The organism is Tritonibacter aquimaris, from assembly GCF_009617595.1.
Taxonomy (GTDB): domain Bacteria; phylum Pseudomonadota; class Alphaproteobacteria; order Rhodobacterales; family Rhodobacteraceae; genus Epibacterium; species Epibacterium aquimaris.
Genome location: NZ_WIXK01000001.1, coordinates 332,258 through 357,381, shown reverse-complemented (window position 1 = coordinate 357,381; position 25,124 = coordinate 332,258). Strand labels below are relative to the sequence as shown.

The window sequence follows — 25,124 nt, the reverse complement described above, 5'->3', positions numbered from 1 at the left end:
AAACATTAACATGAAGAAGAGTCGGTTAAGCGTCGTAAAATCCACGATTGCGGCCGCGGCGTGCCGCGACCACGTGGATAGCTAGCCGATCATCATCGACGCCATGCCCAAAGACAGCGCGATAGCACCCACAAAAAGCAGGCGGTCAGCGTTCAGACGCAGCAGCAGGTGAACGCCGTTCAGATTGAAATTTACAGACCCCATTTTGGCCCCCAGCCAAATTTCACACAACTGCCCAATTGCAGCGGTTAACAAAAGGTAGCCATGAAATGAGGCAAGACTGGGGCAGCACGCGGGCCAGAATCAGGCCGCTGAGCTGACAAAAGGGCCAGCAGATCGCCGCTGCCGCCCACGCAAGGGGGTCACAGCCTGCCCCAAAAGAAAAGGGGCCGCCAATGGCAGCCCCGGATCATTATCAGCAGAAGATATCATTGCTGAGCGCAAATATCATCATGCCCAGCACCAGCGTAATTCCGATGCTCATCAGGAACTGCAACGCGCGGTCGCTTGGCGGGCGGCCGGATACGGCCTCATAGGCGTAAAACACCAGATGGCCGCCATCAAGCGCGGGCACCGGGAACAGGTTCAACAGGCCCACAGCCGTAGAGATCACCGCAATAAAACGCAGGAAGCTCTCTCCGCCCTGTTTTGCAACCGAGCTGGAGGTTTCCGCGATGCTGATCGGGCCAGACAGGTTGCAGGTGCTGATCGCGCCAGTAACCATATGTTTCAAACCAGAGAGCGACATTTCGATCACGGCACCCACCTGCGAGATCCCGCCAGTGATAGAGCTGCCAAGGCCGGTTGGCTCCGTTTCGAAATCAAAGGCCATGCCGCCAGCAATACCAATGCGCCATTGGGTGGCAAACCCGCCATCGGGCTGCGGCTCATCGGTGGCGCGCGGCACCAGCACCATTTCGATAGTTTGGCCGTCGCGCCAGATGTTTAGCAGCAGCGGCTTGCCTTCGCCGCCTTCAACGATCTGTTTCAGCTCATCAAAGGCAAAAATGTTTTTGCCATCCACAGCGGTGATCACATCTCCCGCCTTAACGCCCGCCTCATCGGCCGCGCTGCGCGGCGCAAGCGAGCGCACATGCGCAGGTGACAGCACCGGGCCGTTCACTGTGATCTGCTTGCCATCGCGGCGCACTTCATACGGCAGCGACGCGGCGGCGGGAATGGCATCGGAAAACGTGCGCCAGGCGTCAGCGTCATCAAAATCGGGGATTGGATTGCCTGCGATTTCGACGATTTCATCCCCTTCACGCAGCTCATTTTGCACGCCAGGCAGCGGCACCAGCTCACCCACGGTCAGCGGTTCGCGCACGGTGCCTGCGGTGTAGATCGCCGCAGCAAAGATAATCGCAGAAAGACCAAAGTTGAAAACCGGACCCGCAGCAACGGTTGCGGCGCGCGCCCAGAGCGGCGCCCCATGCATGGTTGAGCGCAGACGCACGGGATCATCCGCAGCCTCTGTCATGGCCTCTTCGTCTTTACCAGAGGCCGCATTTGCATCGCCGCGAAATTTCACATAGCCGCCAAAGGGCAGCAACGCCACCTGCCAGCGGGTGCCCCGCTTGTCCACGCGGCTCCACAGCACCGGGCCAAAGCCAAGCGAGAACACATCTGCATGGATGCCCGACCAGCGGCCCACAATATAGTGGCCATATTCATGTACGGCGACGATCACCGACAGAACTGCCACAAAGGTCACGATGGTAAAGGCAAAGCCGCCAACCTGCGGCAAGAGTGAGACGATATCCAAGGCCCATTCCTATTTCTGACAAACCATCTCTCAGGCTCTTAGTGGCGAGATGGTTCGCATACATCACATTTTCAAGATCTGATATCAGACGTTTTGGCGCAAAATATCATCTCTGTGGCCCGCAGCCGCAATACATAGCGCTGGTAAAGCCGATCTTTGCGGCAAGAAAATGGAAACGGCACCCGATGGGATTGGTTTTTGATTTTCTGGCCGGTTTTCTTAAGCAATTCCAAATCTAGCGCAGCAATGTTGCGCAGGAACGGTGCAATTAAGTCTTGCTGGTGAAAGATATGGTTCAGCCCACGCTGTGCAACTCAATCTGGGTCCTGCTCACCATGAGGTGAAACCCCTTTAGAAAGTCTTGTGCTCACAGGCTGTGCAGCGCCAGAAACACCATGAAAAGGGCGCTTGCGCCCAACATGCCATCAAAGCGGTCAAACAAACCGCCGTGACCCGGGATCATGGCGCTGGAATCTTTGACTTGGCAACGCCGCTTCATAGCGCTTTCGGCAATGTCACCGGCCTGACTGGCCATCGCCACCAGGACGGAAAACACCACGCCACCAAACCCAAATCCAAGCGTGCCGGTGAAAGCAATGCCAACACAGGCCGCAGCCACCCACCCAGCAGAGGTGCCGGACCAGGTTTTCTTGGGGCTGATACGGGGCCAGAATTTGCGGCCACCAATGGTTTTACCGGCAAAATACCCTGCCACATCACAGGCCACGACCACAGAAACCAACCACAGCAACCAGTCGAGCCCCAAGTTATTGCGCAGCCCGATAAAACCAAAGCCTGCCACCATGACCCAGATCGCAAAGGGTGCAAACCGTATTCCAACCTTTTTATCTTCCAAATAGGCAAGCACGGCGGGCAGCAAAAGGATCGGCAGCGCCAGAAGCAGCGGCAGGAAAGAAGCAGCAAACACGGCGCTGCCCCCAACGACTGCAAACCGCAGCGCCCGCATGCCCTGCCCCGGCCACAACATCGCGGCGAGCTCCCACAGAATACCCGCACAAATCAATGCAATCGACAGCGTAAAGACCAGTCCACCGCTCCCAATTGCCAGCGCAGCCAACGCCACCATAACCACAGCAGAAATCACCCGCGGCCGCAGATCTGCCCATCGGGAAGAGGTCTTCATGTTTTTACTGCTCCAAAACGCCGGTCTCGTCTGCCGTAATTGGCACAGAGACTTGCAAGCTCTTCCTTGGAGAAATCAGGCCAGAGCGTGTCGATAAATTCATATTCTGCATAGGCAGACTGCCACAGCAGAAAATTGGAAATCCGCGCTTCGCCGCTGGTGCGGACCACCAGATCGGGATCCGGCAACACATGGGTATCCAGATACCGCGGCAGCGTCTCTTCATCGACCTTTTCAGGGTCCAGATTTCCAGCCGCCACGTCCTGAGCCAGACGTTTGGTAGCACGGGCCACCTCATCACGGCCGCCGTAATTCAATGCGATGGTCAGATGAGTGCCGTCGTTATTTTCTGTTTTGCGCTCAAGCTTGTCCATCAGGTCAATCAGCTTGGCATCAAGGCGCACGCGATCACCGATAAACCGCACCCGCACGTTTTTGGCGGCGAGCGCATTCATTTCTTTGGAAATATAGCGGCGAAACAGGCTCATCAGGCCGGTGACTTCGACCTGGGTGCGTTTCCAGTTCTCGGTTGAAAAGGCAAATATCGTCAGATACTTAATGCCCAGTTCCGGGCAGCACTCTACGATCTCGCGCACCCGTTTGGCCCCCGCATGGTGACCAAATAACCGGGGCCGCCCCCGCGCCTGCGCCCAGCGGCCATTGCCATCCATAATAATAGCAACATGACGCGGGCCTGACCTCTGGCCAGACCCCGCAACCGGTTTTTGTTCAGCCATGACTGGGTTTACACCTGCATGATTTCAGCTTGTTTGTTTTCAAGCGCATCATCAACAACTTTGATCATCTTGTCGGTGAGCTCTTGAACCTCGGATTCCCAGAATTTCTGGTCATCTTCGGACATGCCGTCAGATTTGGCTTTTTTGATCTGGTCCATACCATCCCGACGCACGTTGCGGATCGCAACGCGGGCGTGTTCAGCGTATTGGCCCGCAACTTTGCCCAGCTCGCGGCGGCGTTCCTCGTTCAGCTCGGGGATCGGCAGCATAATGATGGTGCCGTTGAGCTGCGGGTTGATGCCAAGGCCGGATTCGCGGATCGCTTTTTCCACTTTACCCACCAGGCCCTTATCCCAGACGTTGATGGTGACCATGCGCGGCTCGGGCACGTTCACAGTGCCGACCTGGTTGATCGGTGTCATCGATCCATATGCGTCAACCATCACAGGCTCCAGCATAGAAGCTGAGGCGCGGCCGGTGCGCAGGCTGGCAAACTCGGTTCTGAGGTTGCCCATCGCGCCATCCATACGGCGTTTCAGATCGTCGGTGTTCAGTTCAAAATCGTCAGACATTCTGCTCTCCCCTTTTTGAGGCGGTCTGTTTCGTTCTCAATAATCCATGGGGGCGCAAATGTATAGCAATCTTGCCACCCTGGAAACGCAGGCAACAAAAACACGCAACCACCGGCGGCAAAGCCGGGGCGCGCGTCTGTTGTCTTACAGGGTTACACGATTAGCCGTGAACCGTGGTATAGGTGCCTTTACCGGCCAAGATGCCTTTGAACCCACCCGGCTCATCCAGTGGGAAAACAATCAGCGGCAGGTTATTGTCACGTGCCAGCGCAATTGCCGAGGCGTCCATCACTTTCAAACGTTTGGCGAGCACTTCATCGTATGAGATATGTTCGTAGCGCACGGCATCGGAATGTTCTTTCGGGTCTTTATCATAGACGCCATCAACACCGTTTTTACCCATAAAGATCGCCTCGCAGGCCATTTCATTGGCGCGCAGGGTCGCTGCGGTATCGGTAGTGAAGTAAGGGTTGCCGGTGCCTGCCGCAAAGATACAGACCCGTTTCTTTTCCAGGTGACGCACGGCGCGGCGGCGGATGTAAGGCTCTGCCACCTCATCCATGCGAATGGCCGAAATAACCCGGGTAAAGACGCCCAGATCTTCGAGCGCAGACTGCATGCCAAGCGCATTCATCACGGTGGCAAGCATGCCCATGTAATCAGCCGTGGTGCGTTCCATCCCCTGTGCAGAGCCTGAGAGCCCGCGGAAGATATTGCCGCCACCAATCACCATGCAGATTTCCACGCCCATGTCGTGAACGGTTTTTACTTCTTTGGCGATCCGCTGAACGGTGGGCGGGTGTAGACCAAAGCCCTGATCACCCATGAGCGCCTCACCGGAGATTTTCAACATGACGCGGTTATATTTAACGGCCGAAGAGTGATCCGGCTGGTCCAAAGCAATGGGCATGTTGCGCTCCACAAGATGTAGGGGTTAATTTCGGCGCAAAATGAAGCAATTTGCAGCCGGGATCAATGTGCTCTATGCCATCTGAGCTGTAAAAATACACCGATATGCCGCTCTGCCACAGGACCGCCCGAAATGATCTTGCCCGATTGCGATCCCGACTTGCCCATTCTTATCGCGGGTCCCACTGCCTCGGGCAAATCCGAGCTGGCGCTGCGACTGGCGGAATCACAAGGCGGGGTGATTGTGAATGCGGATGCAAGCCAGGTCTATGATTGCTGGCGCGTGGTAACGGCCCGCCCTTCGGCTGAGGATGAAGCCCGCGCACCTCATCTGATGTATGGTCATATTGCTTTTGATGCGCCCTATTCGGCCGGCCATTGGCTGCGTGACGTCACGCCGTTGCTGAAATCCAGTGAGCGCCCAATTATTGTTGGCGGCACCGGGCTGTATTTTCAGACCCTACTGCGTGGAATGGTAGATATTCCACCGACCCCGCCTGAAATCCGCGCCGAGGCCGATGCAATGGATGCCGCAGACATGCTGGCAGCGTTGGATGATGAAACGCAGGCGCGGATTGATGTGCAAAACCCCATGCGGGTGCAGCGCGCCTATGAGGTATTGCGCACAACCGGGCGCAGCCTGGCTAGCTGGCAAGATGATACCCCGCCGCCAACGCTCGAACGCGCCGATTGCACCACCCTGGTGATGCAGTCCGATAAAAACTGGCTCGAATCCCGTATTCGCCAGCGTTTTGACATGATGATTGCAGCGGGCGCGCTGGAAGAGGTGGATGAGATGCGCACGCGTTATGACCCCAAGCTTCCCTCCTGCAAGGCCATCGGCGTGCCCGAACTGATGGGCTATCTGACCGGCGCGCTGGATCTTGAAAGCGCGCGCGAACAGGCCTCTGTTGCCACGCGCCAATTTGCCAAACGCCAGCGCACTTGGTTTCGTTCGAAAATGGCGGATTGGCAGGCGGTGCGGCCGGATCTTTGAACGCCGCGTTCAGCCCAGCATCATTGGAAAACCGCCGGGTTTCTTGCCAGAATCGAATTTCTGTGGCGTTGTGGCCCGCGTTCAAACGCCCAAACTCAAAACAACCGCTCCTTTGATGCTCCTCAAAACGCCCACTGCAACCGAGATTGAGATCACGACGCTGCCGCGGCTGGCTCCCATTGGCCCCTGGCAGATTGAGCTCAGCCATGATCGCGCGCAGGATCTGATTGTCTGGATCACCCGTGGCCAGGGGCGCGTGATGATTGATGGGCAACAGCGTGGTTTTGGCGCCCATCACGTGTTTTATATTCCGGCTGGCTCGCTTTGGTCATTGGATCTGGGACGGCAATGCATTGGCCGCTGCCTGTTTTTGCCCCGCCTGGCAGATGCGCGAGCACTGTTCTTGCGCATTGCTGACAGCCAGATCCAGGCGCAGATCAATTTCATGCTAGAACGGATGCAACAAGAGCAAAGCAGCAAAGCCACCGCCTGGCAGGCCTCGATGCAGGCCCTAACGCAATTGGTACGGATCGAGCTGCAGCGCACAGCGGCGCAAGATCAGGCTGATACGCGCCCAACCGCCGCGCAGCGTCTGTGCAGGGCCTATTGCAAACGGGTGAGCCAGTTTTACCAGCAGGGTGACAGCATGTCAGATCATGCAGATGCGCTTGAGGTCACGCCAACCCATCTCACCCGTGTGTGCAAGGCGGAAACCGGCAAAACCGCAGCGGCGCTTTTGACCGAGCGCCAGCTGCATGCCGCGCGCTCACTGCTGACCTATAGTGATACTCCGGTGCAGGAGATCGCCGGGCGCCTGGGTTTTGGCAGCCCCGCCTATTTCACCCGCTTCATTTCGCAACACACCGGCATGTCCCCCAGCCGGTTGCGCAAATCCGCCCGCAGCCAATAGTACGGCTGAGCCTCAGCTCAACATCAGCACCATAATCATCAGCATATTAAACAGCGAAAACCGAAAAAGCTGTGGCACCTGATTGCGCAGTGCAACCGTGATTGCCAAAAACGCAACCGAGCCTGCGCCCGCAAGCAGGCTGATTGCCCCAATGATATAGCCAAGCAGATCAGCATGCGCGCCAAACGGCCCGCCAGGCATGACCGTCCCTTTGATCCCAAAGCCGATCAAAATGCCCAGCACAGTGCCCGCAATCGCCCATTCGACCCATTGCGGCTGCATCTTGGAATGGCCCAGAACATCAGCAACAATCTGAGCGCTCGGCTCAGCAGAAGGCTGCCATTCCATGCGGTTTAGCCGATGCTCAAAATTTCTTACACTCACGCGATCTCTCCCAATTCCGCGCAAGATTTCATAAAATTTTAAGGCAACTTAAAGGCAGGCCTAAGACGTTAACGGGGCATTAACCCTGATGAACAAAGTGCTGACGAATGCGCAACAAAAGACAGCGTGCGTACCTGAACCAAGTCGCGCAATCTTTTGTTTTTGTTGAGTTATGTGAAACGATTACCGCGGCTTAGCTGCCAAGGATCTTACGCACGTAATCCTTGGTTTCCTTATAGGGTGGAACCCCGCCGTATTTTTCCACCGCTCCGGGGCCTGCGTTATAAGCCGCCAAAGCCAGCCGCCAGGAGCCAAATTTGCGGAACTGCTGTGCGAGATAGCGCGCGCCCCCTTCGAGGTTTTCACGCGGCTTTGTTGGATCCACCCCAAGCACAGCAGCGGTTGCTGGCATCAGCTGCGCAAGCCCAAGCGCCCCTTTGTGTGACCGCGCGCGCGGGTTCCAATTGCTTTCTTGTTGAACAAGACGCAAGAACAGCTCTTCGGGCACGCCGTGTTTGCGCGCAACACTGCGCGCCACGCTGAGATACTGACCCTTGTAAGATCCGGTATAGCGAAGTTTGGTCGGCGTCAGTTCAATCTTGTAGCTTTGCGGTTTGAGCCGCTCAGACCCTTTATATTGATCTGCAGCCCGCTGATCGAGCACCCGCGCCTGCGATGCAAACAAGTCGCGGCGGTTTTTGCTGGAAATGGCTTGCGCCGATGCAGATTGTGCAACCAGCGCACTGGTCGCAATGAGCCCCACAAGCAGATTGCGCATGATTTGTGTCCCGTATCCCCCGTAACATTCTTTAGTATAGTCAATTCCGGCAAATTTTAAAGGGAAACGCGCGCAAGTATGGTATCTCGGCATATGATTGCCACTGCCTGTATGGTGAGAGTTTCCTGCACTCGGGCGCGATGGCAGCTTTCCTCTGCTGTCTGTGCCCGGTAATGTAGCCCAAATATGGTGCGCCGGATTCGAAGATTTCCGGGCTACAACAGATGCCAACACACGCTCTTCAAGACAAAGGACACGACCAAGATGGCCGGATCTCTCAACAAAGTTATGCTTATCGGCAATCTGGGCCGCGACCCCGAGGTGCGCAGCTTCCAGAACGGCGGTAAGGTCTGCAACCTGCGCATTGCCACCTCTGAAACCTGGAAAGACCGCAACACCGGTGAGCGTCGCGAAAAAACCGAGTGGCACTCGGTTGCAGTGTTTTCCGAAGGGCTTGTCCGGGTCTGTGAGCAATATCTGCGCAAAGGCTCAAAGGTTTATATCGAAGGTCAGCTGCAAACCCGCAAATGGCAGGACCAGAGCGGCCAGGATCGTTATTCCACTGAGGTTGTGCTGCAGGGCTTTGGCTCCACATTGACCATGCTGGACGGTCGCGGCGAAGGCGGCGGCGGCGGCATGGGTGGCGGCCAAGGCGGCGGCGGCAGCTACGGTGGTGGCGGCGGTAGCTATGGCGGTGGTGGCCAAGGCGGCGGTTACGACAGCGGCCCACAGGGCGGCGGCGGCTTTGGCGGCGGCTCCCAGGGTGGCGCGTCCCACAACATTGATGATGATGAAATCCCGTTCTAAGCCGGATCACATCGCGCAAAACAAAAACGCCGGGGGCTTTAAGCCCCCGGCGTTTTTTATTGTTGTCTCGCGGATCTGCGCTTTAGGCGCCAAACCCATAGGTTTCGGTGACGTAGTCGATATCCTTGTCTCCCCGGCCTGAAAGGTTGATCAGGATCGAGCGGCCCGGATGTTTTGGTGCCTCACGCAGGGCAAAGGCCAGCGCATGTGCGCTTTCGAGCGCGGGGATGATGCCCTCATAGCGCGATGTGTCATAAAACGCCTGCAGCGCTTCTTTGTCATCGGCCCATGTGTATTTTGCACGGCCCGTGCGATAAAGATGCGCGTGCTCTGGCCCAACGCCGGGGTAATCCAGACCCGAAGCCAATGTGTGCACTGGCGCGGGATCACCATTTTCATCGGTCAGCACCATGGTTTTGAACCCGTGGATTTCACCGTCCTGACCATAGGTGATGGTTGCGGCGTGATCGCCCAGATTGGACGAAGTGCCGCGTGGCTCAACCCCATAAAGTTCAACTTCTGCGTCTTCGATAAAGCCCGCAAACATCCCCATCGCATTTGAACCGCCGCCCACGCAGGCCGCAACCATATCAGGAAGTTCCCCTGTCATTTCAAGGAATTGCTCGCGTGCTTCAATGCCGATCACATGCTGGAAATTGCGCACCATCATCGGGAAAGGATGTGGCCCAACAACCGAACCAATGGCAAAAAGCGCCGTATCCGCCTGTGGCACATAGGCCTGAAAACAGCTGTCGACCGCCTCTTTCAACGAGCGCCCGCCAAAGCCCACCGGCACCACATTGGCACCCAGCAGTTTCATACGGGTCACATTCGGCGCTTCTTTTTCAATGTCGATCTCACCCATGTGGATCTCACATTCCATGCCGAAATACGCCGCCGCCGTTGCCAGCGCCACACCGTGCTGCCCTGCACCGGTCTCCGCCATCAGCTTGGTCTTGCCCATATGTTTGGCCAAAAGCGCTTCGGCCATACAGTGGTTCAGCTTATGTGCACCGGTGTGATTGAGATCTTCGCGTTTGGCATAGATCTGCGCGCCGCCCAGCTTTTGGCTGAGATTGCGCAGGTAGGAGACAGGCGTTGGGCGACCCTGGAAATGTTTGCGAATGTAACGCAGCTCACGGATAAATTCTGCCGACTTTGACAAACGGTCGTAAGCTTCAGAAATCTCGCGGAAATGCGGCTCCAGCGGCGGTGGCAGGCTGGCCCCGCCATACTCCCCAAAATAGCCCTCACGTGTGGGGGTCGTTTTTAGATACGACATCACAATCTCCCTTAATACTCATACGGAATTTCGATCATCTAAGGATGCCCGGCGTCAGCTGGAAAGACGCGCTTTAAGCAAGCGCATCTTCCAGAACGCCTTGCACCACATCCGATGGCACATCGGCGGTGACAAAGGCGTCACCAATGCTGCGCGCAAGGATAAAACGCAGTTGGCCATCAACCACTTTTTTATCCTGGCTCATCAGCTCCACCAGTTCGGCTGCTGGGGGCAGATCCCCTTCGATATCATGCAGGTCGGTTTTCATACCCATAGCCTTGAGGTGCGCGCGCACGCGGCTTGGATCTTCCTGGCTGCACAGGCCAAGGCGCGACGAAAGCTCAAACGCCAGCGCGCAGCCGATCGCCACCCCTTCGCCATGCAAAAGCCGGTTGGAATAGCCCGTTGCCGCCTCAAGTGCGTGACAGAAGGTATGGCCAAGGTTCAACAGCGCGCGATCGCCCTGCTCGGTCTCGTCGCGGGAAACGATATCAGCTTTCATCTGCACCGAACGTGTCACTGCTTCGACCCGTTTTGCCATATCACCAGATGCAAGCGCCGGGCCGTTTTCCTCGAGCCAATTGAAAAATTCGGCATCACCCAAGAGGCCGTATTTCACCACTTCACCGTAGCCTGCTAGAAAATCGCGCGGCTCCAGCGTGCCCAGAACAGATGTATCCGCCAGCACATGGGTTGGCTGATGAAACGCCCCCACAAGGTTCTTGCCATGACCGGTATTGATGCCGGTTTTGCCACCAACCGAACTGTCGACCTGCGCCAAAAGTGAGGTCGGGATCTGCACAAAACGCACGCCGCGGCGCAGGATTGCGGCGGCAAAGCCAACCAGATCGCCAATAACACCACCGCCAAAGGCAATAACAATATCGTTGCGTTCCACTTTTTGGTCGAGCAGCCATTCAACGGTTTTGGTCAGATGCGGCCAGCTTTTGGTGCTTTCACCGGGCGCAAGCGTCAGCGCGCTCATCTCGATGCCTTCTGCCGCAAGCCCTGCACGCAGCGCCTCCAGATGCAGGCTGGCAACGGTTTCCTCGGTGACAACTGTCACCTTGGGGCGGCGCAGAAACGGTTTAATCCGTGCACCGGACTGTGCAATCAGCCCCGGACCAATCGCCACATCATAAGAACGTTCGCCAAGATCAACGTGAACTACCTGTTCCATCAGTTCCATTCCAATACGTCTGGGCGGTCGCGCAATGCTTCAAGCACGCGTTCAACCATGTCTTCAATTGTGGTTTTACCGTCTGAAACAACGGATATATCTGCCTGTTCATAAAGCGGTGCACGCGCCTGATAGAGCCCCTTAAGCGTGGCATAGGGGTCATCGGTGCGCAGCAAAGGGCGGGTGTCACGATGGCGCACCCGGTTCCACAGCACATCCAGATCGGCCTTGAGACAGACCGCCACCCCAAAATCCGAGATATTGCGCCGGTTTTCTTCAGCCAGAAACGCCCCACCACCAGTGGAGAGAATACCGCGTTCTTCCTCAAGCAGGCGCGAAATCACCTGCCGTTCTTTTTCCCGAAAGAAGGCTTCACCCTGACGCGCAAAAATTTCGGGAATAGTGAGATTGGCAGCCTTTTCAATCTCATGGTCGCTGTCCAGAAAAGGCACGCCCAAACGCTGGGCCAAGGCACGCCCCACCGCGGTCTTACCCGCGCCCATCATTCCAACCATCACGATGGTCTTCTTCAGCTGGCCCGGTTGTGTCTCCGGATTTGCCACTGACTCGGCTGCAATTTTGTGCTCTTTTTCGCTCATTCTTCTGTGAATGACGTGATATTCGACAAAAGGCCATATATAACTTTTGGAAAAGATATAGAAATGGGCAGAGCACTTCATGGGACGCATCTTTAAATACCTGTTTTACCTCCTTATTTTGGCGAGCATCGCCTTGGTTGCATATGCCTATGTAGGACCTTGGTTTGGAGCAGATTTCAATGCGCCCACATCCGAAGTGCGCAAATCGGTGATTTTGGATGCAAAGTAAGCTGATTGGGGCGGCATTTTTGTTGCTGTACCCAAGCTTTTCGGCAGCTGTGTTTGCACAAGAACCACTGGCCGCGATCGACTGGCTGGAGGTGCCTGCAGCTGCGGTGGCCGATCTGCCAGAAACAATTTTGCTGGAACCCCCGGTGAGCGCCTCGGTTGCGCGCCCCGATATAACCGTCACACCGCTGACCGCGTTGCCCGCGCCCGTCGGACTGGTATCGCCAGCGGCCACCGGCCTGCCGCTGGACCTGTGGCAAGGTAGCAAGGCACGCGATCTTACCCGACTGATCCGTCAGGTTCGGGTTGATGACAGCCCTGCGATGCAGGCGCTGTTGTTTACGCTGCTTTTGTCGGAAACCCGCGCCCCCGAAGGCGACGAGGATGCATTGCTGCTGGCGCGGCTGGATCGACTGATGGATCTGGGTGCGATTGATCCGGCGCTGGCGCTGGCGCAGCAGGCTGATCCGTCGCAAAACGCGGCACGGTTTCAGCGTTGGTTTGATGCAAGCCTGCTGACGGGAGACGAGGATCGCCCCTGCATGTTGGCCGCAACAGCGCCGCATCTGGCCCCAGACTACGACGTACAGATTTTCTGCCACGGGCGTCAGGGGGATTGGTCAACAGCGTCATTGCTGCTCGACAGTGCGCGCGGGCTTTCCCTGATCTCTGAGGCAGAAAGCGCGCTGCTGGACCAGTTTCTTAACCCTGATCTGTATGAAGATGCAGCCGCACCCAATCTGCCCGCGCAAATAACCCCATTGGTGTTCCGCCTGTTTGAAACCATCGGAGAGCCGCTCCCCACAGCCACCCTGCCCCGTGCCTTTGCGGCGGCGGATTTGCGTGATTTGGCCGGATGGAAAGCCCAGCTCGAGGCCGCAGAGCGGCTGACCCATATTGGCGCGCTCCACCCGAACCACATGCTGGGTCTGATGAGCGCGCGCAAACCTGCGGCCTCTGGCGGTATCTGGGATCGGGTCGCGGCCTGGCAACGCTTTGAGGCTGCGCTGAAAACCAAAAGCAGCGATGCGGTTGCCAAAACTCTGCCCAAAGCCTGGAAAGCCGCGCGCGCTGCAGAAGTAGAGACCGGGTTTGCCGATCTGTTTTCGGAGCAGCTTGCGCAGATCCCGCTTGAAGGCAGTGCTGCGGAACTCGCCTGGCGCATTCGCCTTTTGGCCGCGGATTATGAACTGGCTGCGCAACAGCCGCCCAGTGATGGTGCCGCAAATCAGTTTCTTGCAGATCTCGCAATGGGGCAGCCGCCAACGGTCCAAGCCCCTGATATCCGCGCGGCTTCTATCGCTGCGGCATTTGCCCCCGATGCATTTGAAACCTATGTGCCCCGCAGCTTTCAGCAGATGATTGAACAGGGACGCCTCGGTGAGGTGATCCTTGAAACGATCATGCTCTTTGGGCGTGGCAGCGAGGGCGATCTCAGCGCACTCAGCGAAGCCCTTGCCACTTTCCGTTTGGTCGGGCTTGAAGAAACCGCGCGCCGCGCCGCGCTACAGTTGATGCTGCTGGAGCGCCGCACATGATAACCCCCAAAACCTCTGACGATTGGATTTCCCTGTTTTTGGATGCGCAGGCCGCTGAAATTGGTGCCGCGCGGAACACGCTTCTGGCGTATGGCCGTGATTTGCGTGATGTGGCGCGCTGGCTTGAACATCGCCAGAACAGCTTTGCAGAAGCGCAAAGAGAAGACGTGGAATCCTACCTGATTTCCTGCGATGCAGAGGGGCTGTCACAGGCAACCCGCGCCCGCAGGCTGTCGGCGATCAAACAGATCTACCGTTTTGCCTTTGAAGAAGGCTGGCGCAGTGAAAACCCGGTCATTCAGATCAAAGGGCCAGGACGGTCCAAACGGCTGCCCAAAACGCTCGACATTGCTGAGGTCGACGGGCTGCTGGGCGCCGCGCGTCAAAGCGGGCGCAATGTCTCTGACCGGCTGCGCAATACCTGCCTGCTCGAGCTGCTTTATGCCACTGGTATGCGGGTGAGCGAGTTGGTGTCGCTGCCGGTGGGGGCCGCGCGCGGCAATCCGCAGCTGCTGCTGGTGATGGGAAAAGGCAACAAGGAGCGTCTGGTGCCTTTGTCACCCCCAGCCAAGGCGGCACTTGCAACCTGGGTGGAAGAACGCGACCGGCTCGAAGAGCTGGCCGTTGCCAAGGGAAAACCAACATCACGGTTTCTGTTTCCCTCACGCGGCAAGGCAGGCCATCTGACCCGGCACCGGTTTTACCTGTTGATCAAGGAACTTGCAGTGGCGGGTGGAGTTGCCCCGGATAAGGTCACGCCGCACACGCTGCGCCATGCGTTTGCAACGCATCTGTTGGCCAATGGGGCCGATCTGCGGGCGATTCAGGCCATGCTTGGACACGCGGATATCGCCACAACGGAAATCTATACCCATGTGTTGCAAACCCGACTGCAGGAACTGGTGCAAGATCATCACCCGCTGTCGGATCAGCGCGATGTGACCCCTGCGGAGCACTAAAGCAGCTTTTGCGCCCCCCCTCTCTTGATTGCAGCACAGACGCTGCCCATAAGCATACATAAGCCTTCAGAAAAATTGGCCCCAGAACTAACGGACAGATTTTATGGATATTGCCGAGGCAACCACATTTGACAGCGCCTTTTGGATCACCGCGGCAGGGATTTTATTGCTGCTGGTCCTATCCGGATTTTTCTCGGGCTCAGAAACCGCGCTGACCGCTGCATCCCGTGGCAAACTGCGGCTTCAGGCTGACAAAGGGTCACGTGGGGCGCAACGCGCGTTGGATGTGACCGAAGACAGCGAACGCCTGATCGGCTCGGTTCTTTTGGGCAACAACCTTGTAAACATTCTGGCAGCCTCGCTGGCCACAGCGCTGTTTACCCGCGCCTTTGGGGAAAGCGGCGTGGCGCTGGCGACGCTGGTGATGACCTTCCTCGTGCTGATTTTTGCCGAGGTTCTGCCCAAGACCTATGCAATTTCCAATGCGGAAAAAGCCGCCTCTACGGTTGCGCCGGTCATTGGATTTCTGGTCAAAGTCCTTGCGCCAATCGTTGGTGCGGTTCGTTTCTTTGTGCGCGGGGTTTTGCGCATCTTTGGGGTGCGGATTGACCCGGACAGCCACATTATGGCGGTGCGCGAAGAAATTGCAGGCGCGCTGAACCTGGGCCATTCCGAGGGGCTGGTGGAAAAAGAAGACCGCGACCGTATTCTGGGCGCGCTGGATCTGTCTGACCGGCTGGTCGAAGAGATCATGCTGCATCGCTCCAATATTGAGATGATCAATGCTGATGATGAGCCCGAAGCGATTTTGACCCAATGCCTTGAATCGCCGCACACCCGCCTGCCCGTGTTCAAGGATGAGCCGGAAAACATCATTGGCGTAGTGCACGCAAAAGATCTGTCGCGTCAGCTTTATGCGCTGGTGGGTGGATCAGATGGTGATGCATCGGCGCTCAACCGGTTTAAGATCACTGAGGTGGCCAAACCGCCGTATTTTGTGCCGGAAACCACGTCGCTTGATGATCAGATGCGCCAGTTTTTGCGCCAGCGGTCGCATTTTGCCCTGGTGGTGGATGAATACGGTGCGCTGCGCGGATTGATCACGCTGGAAGATATTCTGGAAGAGATCGTTGGTGAAATCACCGATGAATTTGACCCCGATGCCGAAAACATTGCCGTCAAAGATGGCGAAGGCAATTATCTGGTGGAAGGGGCAACCACCATCCGCGACCTCAACCGTGCCACCGATTGGATGCTGCCGGATGAAGAAGCCAATACAATTGCAGGCCTTGTCATCCATGAGGCGCAGATGATCCCAACCATTGGTCAGGTGTTTTCGTTCCACGGTTTCCGATTTGAAGTCACTGCGCGCGAAGGCAACCGGGTGACTGAGCTGAAAATCAGGCCCCTGTCCTAAGCCCGCCGCCGTAAGGCATTCTTTCAAAACAAAAAAGGCGGGCGTAACAGCCTGCCTTTTTCACATATTCTGAAGGGTTTAGTGCACCAGAAGCCGCGCTTCGTGCTTTTTCAGCGAGCGGCGTGCAGCAACATATTCTGCGCGCCCAGCTTCGGTTTTTAGTTCAGGGAAGATTGCAAATACTTCTTCGCGCTGGGCACGGTCCAAGCCACGCAGGGTCTGATCTCCCGGCTGGAAGCTTTCGGTCCAGGCACCGTCAGACAGGATCACCTCATGCTGGTCGAACATGAAGTGGATATAGGTCACCGCATCGGCCGTAACCTGATCAATCCCTTCCAGGCCAATCAGATGTTTGGCAGGCACCAGCACTTCGCGATCCTCAAAATAGAGCGCGGTCTTGTCGTTTGCCACCAGCACGCGGTGGTTTGGCGACACCAGCATATCGCGTTCGGGCAGACCATTGCCAAGCGCGCCCTGACGAATAAGGATCGGGTGCAGCTTTTCGTTGGCTTGCAGATCTGCACCAGTCAAAGCGCGCTGACCATACCAGCGAATATCCTGAATGCCGTTGTCACGGGTGATCACCCGGTCACCCACTTTCAGGTCTTCAACCCGGCGCTCCCCTTCCGGGGTGGCAATCAATGTGCCTGGCGTAAAGCACGGAACCACGCGCTCCACTTCGGAGAAGGTTGCGGTGCCCGTCAGCGTGCCATCTGCATCAAAGAACGAGACTGTGCCGCTTTCTGGATCGCTTGGGTCAAAATCAACCGTGAGAGACCCACCCGGATTGGCCGCTTCGGCCGCGCCGGTCAGATCCAGAACATCGGTGTCGGAGTCATCAGGGTTTTCACCACCCACAATAACATCACCCGCCCCCACACCGGTAAAGGTGTCGGAATCCAGCCCACCTTCGGCGCGGTCGGCCTGATCGTCATCGCCCAGGTCGATTTCATCATCGCCGTCACCGCCCAGCAGCTCATCCGAGCCCTGACCACCAAGAATGGTGTCATCGCCGTCGCCGCCATCAACAAAGTCATCGTCAATGCCCGCATCGATGCTGTCATTGCCGGTGCCGCCGGTGATGCTGTCGTCATCATCCTGACCAAAGATCACATCATCGCCTGCACCCCCATCAATGGTATCCATACCATTGGTTGGATCAGGATCGACCGGGCGCCCATCAGAGCCATCATCGGTGATATTCAGCCCGTCCGGGAAAGCAGGATCGAGACCACCATAAATGGTATCTGCGCCCGCACCCCCAAGGATGCTGTCAGAGCCTTCGCCGCCAGTGATTTCATCTGCATCGGCACCGCCATCGATGGTGTCATCATCGATGCCGCCATCAATCACATCTTCGCCGCTGCCCCCCGTGATCAGGTCAGCATCATCACCTGTTGTAATGGTGTCATTGCCTGCACCGCCATCAACGGTGTCGCGATCATCCAGCGGGTCGCCATCTGCCGGGACCGGGGGGATATTCGGGGTGGTGCCAGTATAGCCTGGGAAGCCACGATCCGGCAGTGCAACGCCTTCGCCAGAGGTGTCGATAACATCGTCACCATCATCGCCGGTCACACTGTCGGAACCGTCACCACCGGTGATGGTGTCGTTCCCGTCACCCCCAATGGCCACATCATCACCGTCACCTGCGAGGATGACATCGTCGCCTTCGCCACCATCCAATGTGTCGTCACCCGCGTCGGTGACCGGCACATCGAGAATTGGATCGTAATATACGTCGGTCACCTGAATGCCCGAGTTTGAACCGTCTTGCGAATGGTCTATTTCGATCCGTTCAATCGGGCCAGGAATAGTGACCAGCAAGGAGTAATCCGGGTTATCGGTATTGGCGAACCCACCTGTCGAGGTGGCTGTGTCATCGCCTGCCTGTGCATCCGTGTCACTGAGATCAAGACGCGGACCACCTGAAAGGTTTACATCAACCAGATTGCCATCGGCATCATAGGCACGCACGGTGACCACACCGCCGCCGTCGATATCATTGATGCGGAAAGAAACATTCTCAACCGGGCCGGAATAATCCAAGCGATAGGTAATATCATTGCCGTCGGTCTGTGACAGCGAATTCAGACTGCTGTTGGCATCTACTGTGCCACCACCGGAATCGATATTGGTGGTGTTTTGGGTGAATTCAACAAAACTGGTCTCAATGCCGGGATCCTGGCTTACGACCGAGAAACCTACGGTGACAGTGCCGGTATCAAGCGAGAAACCACCAGACAGATTGTCATCCGCATCAACCTCACCACCATCATCAGGATCTGGTGCGCGGTCCCATTCAAATACTTCACGGCCCGGCGTTACGGTCGCACCATCAGCGTTGGTGTCGCCTTCCAACACGTCATTACCGGCGCCACCGACAAGGCTGTCATTACCGCCGCCGCCGTGGACAGTGTCATCCCCTTCACCAGCAATTACCGTGTCATCACCGCCACCTGCATTGACCAGATCATCATCCGCACCAGCGCCCGGCGCGATGGCATCACCAGCATCGATCATGTCGCCATCGGGATCACCCGTATAGGTCACATCGATCAGATCATCGCCTTCGCTGCCTTCGACAATACCGTCGAGGCCCTCAGAGATCACATCATCATCAAACACCGCAACATAGTCGATGAACCCGTCAAAGTTCTGATCATAGCTGCCCTCGGTGGTTTCGCGCGCGCCAATGGCAAAGCTCTGCTCGGAGGGGTCAGTGATATCGAGCGACAGGCTCACGCCATCCTGGCCGTCGGTGACGGTTGTGCCATCAGCCGTGTTGACGACCCGCATCTGCACACCATCTGTGCCCCAGGTATAGGTCACTTTGATGAATTCACCGGGCTCAAGGAAACCGGGATCTGTGCTCAACAGTGCGCTGTCACTACCGTCTGCGTGGTAGATTTCAACAGCGCCATCTTCGGTCACGCGGATCTCAAAGAAATCATCGTCTGCGCCATTGGTGCCGGACAGGCCGCGGCTGACAACGGTCTGGCCTGCGCCAACTGCATTGACTTTGAACCCTGTTTCGATTGAGCCCTCGCTCAGATCAAATTCAGCGTCATTGCCATCATCCACGTCAAAGCGGGTGTTGGAGCCATCGCCGACAAGCCAGCCACCGGCGATCTGCCCACCACCCAGGCTGCCATCCTGGGCAATGCCATCACCAAGACCGGAGTCATCATTTTCAAAACCGGTGCGGAAATCCCATAAACCAACGAGGTTTGCGGAATACGGGTTGTCAAAATTATCCGCCATCAGCTTCTCCTTTAAGTCGCATCGGTCCTATTCCCGACACAGCACACGCGAAACCCTACAATCGGCGGGTTCCAAACACGTTAATCATACCTATCCGGGAGAGTTTACAGGTGCTGCTCATGTGCATGTGCGTCTGGCACGCCTATGACATCATAGGAGCACCACCAACACGGCGCACTTGTGCACGAACCACGCGCAGCTCTACTTAAAATACCCCCCCAAGGGCTCACACTGTTGTACCCTGCCCGTGATACCGCTCAAAGAAATAATGCCGTGACCTTTTGGTAAGGTCGGCGTAAATCCATCGCGAAACACCCCACTAGGTTGAAATATTACCTGAAATACGGGTTAATTGTTTCCGCGAAATCCTGGTTTACCCGTCCTATGAGCCTGCAACTCATTCGTTTTTGTAATTTGTCCGCTCGCGCGAAACAGTGATCCACCTGGGAATAGGATGGCTTTTATATCTTTTATTTTACATCTCACCAGCGCATCAGTGCACAGTTTAAATTTCCTGACCTAATTACGCAAAATTAAGAAACAATCTCGTACTTTCATTCGATTCGAATTCAAACAACCCTGCGCTATCGCTTGGTCAATTCTTGAATAGTATGGGCCGAGGATAGGACCCAAACGCAACGTATATGCGTATCCACCAAAGCAATCATCGAATGCGTGTTTCGGCCACATTCGCGACCAGTCGCGCTGGCCTGATTATTGAAAGATCAAACCATCGCCACCCTGCGTCCCTGCACACCACGATTTGCCAGAGAATATCATTTATTTTCCGGCTAAAATCAGACCCTCAAAATGATCTTTCAAAAGATGCCTCCCCGTGCTGGTGCCCACCATATTCATGCCCATTGCCGTCAAAAAGAAAGACATCGGCCCGGCGATAGGCCTTGGCATTAATTTGGGAACCACAAAAAGCGCGGCCCGGCGGGTGAAGTCCGGAAGAAAGCTTAAGCGGGGGTTTTGACCAAGACAGGCAAACGCCAACTCTGCAAGTTCCTGATGGGTAAAGGTCTGCGGCCCCCCCACATCAAGCCAGCGCTGGCTTTCCCCAACCGCAGTGGCAAGTGCCTGCGCCAGATCTGCGCCGTGGATGGGATTGATCCGTTGTTGCCCCGCGCCAAACAGCCAGACGCGCCCTTTACGCGCCATGTTCAGAAAATCTCCCATGTCTGAGAAATAGCCAGATGGCGCAATCACGGTGGAGCCAATAGCCGCAGATTGCAATTTGCGCACAAAGGCGCTTTTTGCGGCCACCATCGGCACATGGCTCATCCGGTCAGCGTTGAGCACATGCACATAGGCAAAATGATCAACCCCGCTGCGCAAAGCCTCGTTTAGAAGGTTCACATTGGCCTGGTAATCCACATCCCAATAGCCGACACCATCGGATTGACGCGTAATCCCCAGTGCTGAAATCACCAGATCTGCGCCTTGCATAATGCCCGCAAGCGCCTCGGGCCAGGTGGCTTCGGCTGTGACAAGCTGATCCGCACCTATGCCATGCGGATCAGTTGATTTACGCACCAGCGCGGTGACATGCCAGCCACGACGCTGATATTCTTGGCAGAGAAACCGTCCCAGATATCCGCTGGCCCCGGCGATGAATACGTTCTGTGTCACACTGTATTCTCCTGCTTCTGAGCAATCGCAAAACTGTCAAGCGTAGCTGAGCGGAGGTAACCCTCCTCTGGGTGATCGAGAATATGCGTTTCAACCGAGGATACGCATATTGGTTTTATGCCGGTCAAAAGCAGGTGCAATGCTTCAAACCGGCACAGGCGCATATGTAGAAAGCTGCGCGTCATTGCGACATCTAGCCCACCACGCGGTGGCCACGACCGCGCATGCACTCGATCACAATGCTCTGGCTGCGCTCAGTCGTTTCAACCGCACCAGCAGCGCCACCGGCCACCGCGCCAACAATGGCTCCGCCAAGTGCATCTGAATCATCATCAAGTTCGCCAAGCACCGCACCAACCCCGGCCCCAACCAATGCAGCATTCGCCGCGGATCCGCCGGTGTTTTTATGCTCATGCGCCAGGCGTTGACATTCCGCAAGGTCCGAGTGATAGGCCGCGTTTGCGGGGCCATCAAGGATCGGGCGATAGCTGGCACCCCGTTCACCACAGGCGGCAACGGCCAACAGCAGCGGGAGGATATTTACATGTTTCATTTCGTATGTCCTGTTTCGGTCAGATTAGATGAGAGAGAGATCAAGTTCGCTGCTGAGGCCCTGCAACAAGATGATGTCGCCATCCCCGTCCAGCGTCAGCAACAGACCGTCTTCTTCGATGGATTGCGCCACGATGCTGCGATCTTGCAGGCGCAGCTGATCAACGCCTTCGACAAAATCAACGATGGTATCCAGCTCGGCTGTGCCATCACGTTCGGAGGCGCGGAAAACAAACACATCCTCGTCCGCGCCGCCTCTCAGCACATCCTCACCTTTGCCACCGACAAGGCGATCATCACCGCGCCCGCCGTCTAGGGCGTCGTCACCTGACCCACCAAACAGCGTGTCGCTGCCATTGCCACCGTTGAGCTGGTCATCACCTCGCCCGCCAAAAAGCCTGTCTTGGCCTTGTCGCCCCATCAAAAGATCGTCGCCGCGCCCCGCGCGCATCAGATCATCGCCCCGGCCACCAAAGAGGCTGTCATCCCCACGGCCACCAAAGAGGTTATCATCCCCACGAGCTCCAAACAGCTGATCATTGCCAGACCCGCCGCGCAGTTCATCATCGCCATAACCCGCCTTGAGCGTGTCAGCCCCCCAGCCACCGAGCAACAGATCGTCGCCGCGCCCGGCGCTGAGCAGGTCTGCGCCGCCAAAGCCACGCAGCTGGTCATCTGTCTGCGCAGTTGTGCGCAGCTCATCCCCTGCGCGGCTTCCAAGCATAAGCTGCGAGCCATCCGTGAACATGAAATCATCTGCATCCATTGAACGCAGATTTGCATCGAGCTTCAGATGCGCATCCGCCGCATGCAGCTCGGACAGGCCGTCTGATGTCACAATGTCAACATCCGCGGCGCTTACTTCATCAATGGTAAACTGCGACCCGGAAGATGTATCAGCCCAGGCCGCGTCCCCTGCTGTCAAAGCAGCCGTTGCCAGCACGCCATTGGTGGCTGACGCATCCACATCTGCGCGGTTGATCGCGCCTGAAATGATGCGACCGCTTTCGACATGCAGATAAGTCGCGCTATCTGTGCCAATGGTGCCGCCAGAAAAGCCAACAAATGTACCCAGGCCATCAATCTCAATCTTCACCAGACCGCTGTTGAAGATAATCCCGTTTGGATCCAGGCTGCCGTTGTCAAAATCCGTCATGGTTTCAAGGATGCTGTCTGAAACCAAGGTCTGATCCACCAGCAGCGCCTGAAAGAAAGTGGTCATGTCCTTGAGCGTGGACACCACCCCACCGGCGCCATTGTTGTCAGACAAAACGCCGCTCACATCATAGATCTCATCGTCATCTTCTAGAAAACTGCCCCATTCTTTGGGATCGTCGCGAAAGTCATTCACATAGCTGTCAGACATGCCAAGCGGCGCAAAGATACGCTCGTCAAACACCGCACCAAGGTCTTTGCCGGTGACCGCCTCAATGACCATGCTCAGGTAGAAGTAGTTGGTATTGGAGTAATAATATTCACTTCCCAGCTCGGCCACGGCAGGCAGGCCCTGCACCAGCTCAAGGATTTCTTCGCCGTCGAAAACCTCATCCGGATGGTCCACAAAGAAATCATCCATCGACGTCCCGTCTGCGCGTTCAACCTCGGTGTAATTGGGAATGCCGGTTTTCATTGTCAGCGCCTGCTGCACGGTTGCGCGATCCGCGTTCACCACCCCGGAAATCAGGGCGGGATCGATGTAGTTTGCAAATGGCACATCCAGATCAATCAGCCCCTCTTCGGCCAGCTGCAGCACCACCAAGGCACTCATAATCTTGCTTTGGGATCCGATCTGAAAGCTCTGGTCTGATTGTGCCGGGGTGCCATCCAGATCCGACAGGCCACTGGCAACGGCTGCAAACCGCGTGCCATCCGACACTGAGATCAGCGCCCCTGGGGCACCATTTTCACCTGTAAGACTGTCTGCAACCATCTGCGGGTTCAGGCTCAACAGTTGGGGAGAAAAGAAAGCCATGGAATGTCCTTTACGTCTGTATATCGTTTCAGCGTTTCAAGCTGTGTGAGGCTGATATGCAGAGCGTGGACAAATCTTGCGACCGGACAGGCCGGTTCAAACGTACGAACAAGCTTGCACGTACATCTGAATGTATTTTCATCGTAATTTCAAACGGTTAAATCCAGGCAGGCGTTTCCCCCTCCCAGCTGGATCGGACTTTAGGGTTGGTGAGCCTTGCGCCATTGCGAGGGCGTTTGATCTGTCACCTTTTTGAAACTGCTGTTGAAGGTGGATTTTGCGTTAAAGCCCACCGCCTCGCTAATCTCAAGAATGCTCATATTGGTTTCAATCAAAAGCGCGCAGGCGTCCCGGACACGGCACTGATTGATATAGTCATAAAACGACATGCCCAGTTTGGTATTGAGCACCTCAGACAGATGGATCGAAGGAATGGAAATCTCAGCCGCCAAACGGCGCAGGTTGAGCGCGTGATCGCGCCACAAACGCCCATCCGCCACCCGTTGTTCCAGCCGCGCGGCGTAACGGTCAAGGTCGCTTTGCTGCAGCCCCGAGCGCGCATAGCGCTTCACTTCAAACTGTGCCCCCTGCACATCGCGCGCTTCGGGGTATTCTTCAGGCGCGGGCGTGTGCAGGATCTCTTCGGACCATTGCGGCAACGGGGGCTGGGCGCGCAAGGCAAAGATGCCAAAACTGCCCGCCAGAACCACATCATACAGCATCGCATTCACCCCGCTCAGCCAGTCGGGATAGCCCAACAAAAGCCGCGCCTCATTGATGATCACAAGCAGCGCTAAGCCAAAGATTGTCACCACCAGCGCATCAAGCCATCGCAGAGTCTTGCCGTCGAGATCGGAAAACAACACCCGAATATTGCGTTTGTGCCGAAAAAGCCTGCGCACACACAGCGCACCGTAAATGATGAGCATCAGGATCCACAACATCCAGAAGGCGTTTTCACCAAGCTGAGCCAAGCGCAGATAACCCTCGGACAGATCGGTGGCATCTGACAGATCACCTGCAACGAACAGCGTAGGTGACAGGCAGAGGAACGCCCCCACAAAAGGCAACAAATGCAGCAGATCCTTGCGCCCAAGCTTGGGATTGGAACTGGTGAGCCCGCGCACAAAGAAATAGAGCGACACCATAAAGCCCGGGATCAGGACATTCTGCCAATCTTGCAACCAGTTCGGCCCGGAAAACAGCTGACTGTAGGCCAGCGTGTCGAGCGCATCCAATGCGTTGAACACAAAAAACGCAACCATCGCCCACAGGAACATGCGCCGTTTATGTGTTTCGATCAGCCTGATGGCCAAGCCAATCAGCACAAACAGCGACAGCGCCAAAGCCGCGGCCAGACCAAAATGTTCCCAATAGAGTTCCATAATCACTCTCGCGCGAAAAACCTGAAAATCCGATCAGGTCTTATTGAACACAGCCATAGAGCTTTGGGGAGAAAAACCTCGTTTAAATACACAAGAATCTTAGAGGTGAT

General features: G+C 56.4%; 23 protein-coding genes. 7 read left to right on the top strand and 16 right to left on the bottom strand.

Annotated features, from left to right (window positions below):
- Positions 1–81: 81 nt before the first annotated feature.
- The 6 genes from GG681_RS18000 to pyrH all read right to left on the bottom strand — a co-directional run bounded on the left by GG681_RS18000 (position 82) and on the right by pyrH (position 5,128).
- A complete protein-coding gene (locus GG681_RS18000; RefSeq protein WP_268968964.1) occupies positions 82–204 on the bottom strand; it encodes a hypothetical protein in 123 nt (40 codons plus the stop codon).
- A 211-nt stretch (positions 205–415) separates the two neighbouring features.
- Complete coding sequence (gene rseP / locus GG681_RS01710) at positions 416–1,765, bottom strand: RIP metalloprotease RseP (RefSeq protein WP_153544432.1); 1,350 nt, start codon at positions 1,763–1,765, stop codon at positions 416–418.
- Positions 1,766–2,132: 367 nt separating this feature from the next.
- Complete coding sequence (locus tag GG681_RS01705) at positions 2,133–2,909, bottom strand: phosphatidate cytidylyltransferase (protein WP_153544430.1); 777 nt, start codon at positions 2,907–2,909, stop codon at positions 2,133–2,135.
- On the bottom strand, positions 2,906–3,646 hold the full coding sequence (locus GG681_RS01700) for an isoprenyl transferase (RefSeq protein ID WP_153544428.1): 741 nt from the start codon (positions 3,644–3,646) through the stop codon (positions 2,906–2,908). Before GG681_RS01700 ends, GG681_RS01705 begins: the two co-directional genes overlap by 4 nt.
- A gap of 8 nt (positions 3,647–3,654) precedes the next feature.
- Complete coding sequence (gene frr, locus GG681_RS01695) at positions 3,655–4,218, bottom strand: ribosome recycling factor (RefSeq protein ID WP_153544426.1); 564 nt, start codon at positions 4,216–4,218, stop codon at positions 3,655–3,657.
- Positions 4,219–4,378: 160 nt separating this feature from the next.
- Positions 4,379–5,128: a UMP kinase gene (gene pyrH / locus GG681_RS01690; RefSeq protein ID WP_153544424.1), complete on the bottom strand. Its 750-nt coding sequence runs from the start codon at positions 5,126–5,128 to the stop codon at positions 4,379–4,381.
- Positions 5,129–5,260: 132 nt separating this feature from the next.
- Here pyrH and miaA point away from each other — a divergent pair, with 132 nt between their 5' ends.
- Both miaA and GG681_RS01680 read left to right on the top strand, forming a co-directional pair.
- Complete coding sequence (gene miaA / locus GG681_RS01685) at positions 5,261–6,124, top strand: tRNA (adenosine(37)-N6)-dimethylallyltransferase MiaA (RefSeq protein ID WP_153544422.1); 864 nt, start codon at positions 5,261–5,263, stop codon at positions 6,122–6,124.
- Between the two features lie 115 nt (positions 6,125–6,239).
- Positions 6,240–7,034 (top strand): helix-turn-helix transcriptional regulator, encoded by a 795-nt coding sequence (locus GG681_RS01680; RefSeq protein WP_153544420.1) that lies wholly within the window; start codon positions 6,240–6,242, stop codon positions 7,032–7,034.
- Between the two features lie 12 nt (positions 7,035–7,046).
- Here the strand turns inward: GG681_RS01680 and GG681_RS01675 are convergent, their stop codons facing one another.
- Together GG681_RS01675 and GG681_RS01670 are read right to left on the bottom strand one after the other, a co-directional pair.
- A complete protein-coding gene (locus GG681_RS01675) occupies positions 7,047–7,418 on the bottom strand; it encodes a hypothetical protein (RefSeq protein WP_153544418.1) in 372 nt (123 codons plus the stop codon).
- A gap of 193 nt (positions 7,419–7,611) precedes the next feature.
- A complete protein-coding gene (locus tag GG681_RS01670; RefSeq protein ID WP_153544416.1) occupies positions 7,612–8,196 on the bottom strand; it encodes a lytic transglycosylase domain-containing protein in 585 nt (194 codons plus the stop codon).
- 264 nt (positions 8,197–8,460) lie between these two features.
- Here GG681_RS01670 and ssb point away from each other — a divergent pair, with 264 nt between their 5' ends.
- Positions 8,461–9,003: a single-stranded DNA-binding protein gene (ssb, locus tag GG681_RS01665; RefSeq protein WP_153544414.1), complete on the top strand. Its 543-nt coding sequence runs from the start codon at positions 8,461–8,463 to the stop codon at positions 9,001–9,003.
- An 82-nt stretch (positions 9,004–9,085) separates the two neighbouring features.
- On the opposite strand, the gene trpB is transcribed toward ssb, so the two are convergent.
- From trpB to GG681_RS01650, 3 genes are all read right to left on the bottom strand, one after another.
- The gene (gene trpB, locus GG681_RS01660; protein ID WP_328593225.1) at positions 9,086–10,288 is read right to left on the bottom strand and encodes a tryptophan synthase subunit beta; all 1,203 of its coding nucleotides are present in this window, start codon (positions 10,286–10,288) and stop codon (positions 9,086–9,088) included.
- A 70-nt stretch (positions 10,289–10,358) separates the two neighbouring features.
- Positions 10,359–11,465, bottom strand: a complete 1,107-nt coding sequence (aroB, locus tag GG681_RS01655; protein ID WP_153544410.1) for a 3-dehydroquinate synthase — start codon at positions 11,463–11,465, stop codon at positions 10,359–10,361.
- A complete protein-coding gene (locus GG681_RS01650; RefSeq protein ID WP_153544407.1) occupies positions 11,465–12,064 on the bottom strand; it encodes a shikimate kinase in 600 nt (199 codons plus the stop codon). Before GG681_RS01650 ends, aroB begins: the two co-directional genes overlap by 1 nt.
- Before the next feature lie 79 nt (positions 12,065–12,143).
- Here GG681_RS01650 and GG681_RS17655 point away from each other — a divergent pair, with 79 nt between their 5' ends.
- The 4 genes from GG681_RS17655 (at position 12,144) to GG681_RS01635 (ending at position 16,206) form a co-directional block, all read left to right on the top strand.
- Positions 12,144–12,293, top strand: a complete 150-nt coding sequence (locus GG681_RS17655) for a hypothetical protein (protein ID WP_194287118.1) — start codon at positions 12,144–12,146, stop codon at positions 12,291–12,293.
- Entirely contained in the window at positions 12,283–13,830 is a 1,548-nt protein-coding gene (locus GG681_RS01645; RefSeq protein ID WP_235899694.1) for a hypothetical protein, read from the top strand. The genes GG681_RS17655 and GG681_RS01645 overlap by 11 nt, the downstream gene beginning before the upstream one ends.
- On the top strand, positions 13,827–14,789 hold the full coding sequence (locus GG681_RS01640; protein WP_153544405.1) for a site-specific tyrosine recombinase XerD: 963 nt from the start codon (positions 13,827–13,829) through the stop codon (positions 14,787–14,789). Before GG681_RS01645 ends, GG681_RS01640 begins: the two co-directional genes overlap by 4 nt.
- A 103-nt stretch (positions 14,790–14,892) precedes the next feature.
- Positions 14,893–16,206 carry an HlyC/CorC family transporter gene (locus GG681_RS01635; protein WP_153544403.1) on the top strand — a complete coding sequence of 438 codons (1,314 nt, stop codon included), beginning with the start codon at positions 14,893–14,895 and terminating at the stop codon, positions 16,204–16,206.
- Between the two features lie 78 nt (positions 16,207–16,284).
- Here the strand turns inward: GG681_RS01635 and GG681_RS01630 are convergent, their stop codons facing one another.
- From GG681_RS01630 to GG681_RS01610, 5 genes are all read right to left on the bottom strand, one after another.
- Positions 16,285–19,470 carry a Hint domain-containing protein gene (locus tag GG681_RS01630; protein ID WP_153544401.1) on the bottom strand — a complete coding sequence of 1,062 codons (3,186 nt, stop codon included), beginning with the start codon at positions 19,468–19,470 and terminating at the stop codon, positions 16,285–16,287.
- A 780-nt stretch (positions 19,471–20,250) separates the two neighbouring features.
- Complete coding sequence (locus GG681_RS01625) at positions 20,251–21,105, bottom strand: SDR family oxidoreductase (protein WP_328593224.1); 855 nt, start codon at positions 21,103–21,105, stop codon at positions 20,251–20,253.
- A gap of 193 nt (positions 21,106–21,298) precedes the next feature.
- A complete protein-coding gene (locus GG681_RS01620; RefSeq protein ID WP_153544399.1) occupies positions 21,299–21,658 on the bottom strand; it encodes a glycine zipper family protein in 360 nt (119 codons plus the stop codon).
- 24 nt (positions 21,659–21,682) lie between these two features.
- On the bottom strand, positions 21,683–23,629 hold the full coding sequence (locus GG681_RS01615) for a serine hydrolase (RefSeq protein WP_153544397.1): 1,947 nt from the start codon (positions 23,627–23,629) through the stop codon (positions 21,683–21,685).
- Positions 23,630–23,829: 200 nt separating this feature from the next.
- A complete protein-coding gene (locus GG681_RS01610) occupies positions 23,830–25,014 on the bottom strand; it encodes a helix-turn-helix domain-containing protein (RefSeq protein ID WP_153544395.1) in 1,185 nt (394 codons plus the stop codon).
- Between the last annotated feature and the right edge of the window lie 110 nt (positions 25,015–25,124).

Coding starts and splice junctions, on each gene's coding strand:
- GG681_RS01620 (WP_153544399.1), bottom strand. CDS start 21,658: ATGAAACATGTAAATATCCTCCCGCTGCTGTTGGCCGTTGCCGCCTGT.
- GG681_RS01680 (WP_153544420.1), top strand. CDS start 6,240: ATGCTCCTCAAAACGCCCACTGCAACCGAGATTGAGATCACGACGCTG.
- GG681_RS01630 (WP_153544401.1), bottom strand. CDS start 19,470: ATGGCGGATAATTTTGACAACCCGTATTCCGCAAACCTCGTTGGTTTA.
- GG681_RS18000 (WP_268968964.1), bottom strand. CDS start 204: ATGGGGTCTGTAAATTTCAATCTGAACGGCGTTCACCTGCTGCTGCGT.
- miaA (WP_153544422.1), top strand. CDS start 5,261: ATGATCTTGCCCGATTGCGATCCCGACTTGCCCATTCTTATCGCGGGT.
- ssb (WP_153544414.1), top strand. CDS start 8,461: ATGGCCGGATCTCTCAACAAAGTTATGCTTATCGGCAATCTGGGCCGC.
- GG681_RS01640 (WP_153544405.1), top strand. CDS start 13,827: ATGATAACCCCCAAAACCTCTGACGATTGGATTTCCCTGTTTTTGGAT.
- GG681_RS01610 (WP_153544395.1), bottom strand. CDS start 25,014: ATGGAACTCTATTGGGAACATTTTGGTCTGGCCGCGGCTTTGGCGCTG.
- GG681_RS01700 (WP_153544428.1), bottom strand. CDS start 3,646: ATGGCTGAACAAAAACCGGTTGCGGGGTCTGGCCAGAGGTCAGGCCCG.
- GG681_RS01705 (WP_153544430.1), bottom strand. CDS start 2,909: ATGAAGACCTCTTCCCGATGGGCAGATCTGCGGCCGCGGGTGATTTCT.
- GG681_RS01650 (WP_153544407.1), bottom strand. CDS start 12,064: ATGAGCGAAAAAGAGCACAAAATTGCAGCCGAGTCAGTGGCAAATCCG.
- frr (WP_153544426.1), bottom strand. CDS start 4,218: ATGTCTGACGATTTTGAACTGAACACCGACGATCTGAAACGCCGTATG.
- GG681_RS01615 (WP_153544397.1), bottom strand. CDS start 23,629: ATGGCTTTCTTTTCTCCCCAACTGTTGAGCCTGAACCCGCAGATGGTT.
- GG681_RS01645 (WP_235899694.1), top strand. CDS start 12,283: ATGCAAAGTAAGCTGATTGGGGCGGCATTTTTGTTGCTGTACCCAAGC.
- GG681_RS01670 (WP_153544416.1), bottom strand. CDS start 8,196: ATGCGCAATCTGCTTGTGGGGCTCATTGCGACCAGTGCGCTGGTTGCA.
- pyrH (WP_153544424.1), bottom strand. CDS start 5,128: ATGCCCATTGCTTTGGACCAGCCGGATCACTCTTCGGCCGTTAAATAT.
- GG681_RS01635 (WP_153544403.1), top strand. CDS start 14,893: ATGGATATTGCCGAGGCAACCACATTTGACAGCGCCTTTTGGATCACC.
- aroB (WP_153544410.1), bottom strand. CDS start 11,465: ATGGAACAGGTAGTTCACGTTGATCTTGGCGAACGTTCTTATGATGTG.
- GG681_RS17655 (WP_194287118.1), top strand. CDS start 12,144: ATGGGACGCATCTTTAAATACCTGTTTTACCTCCTTATTTTGGCGAGC.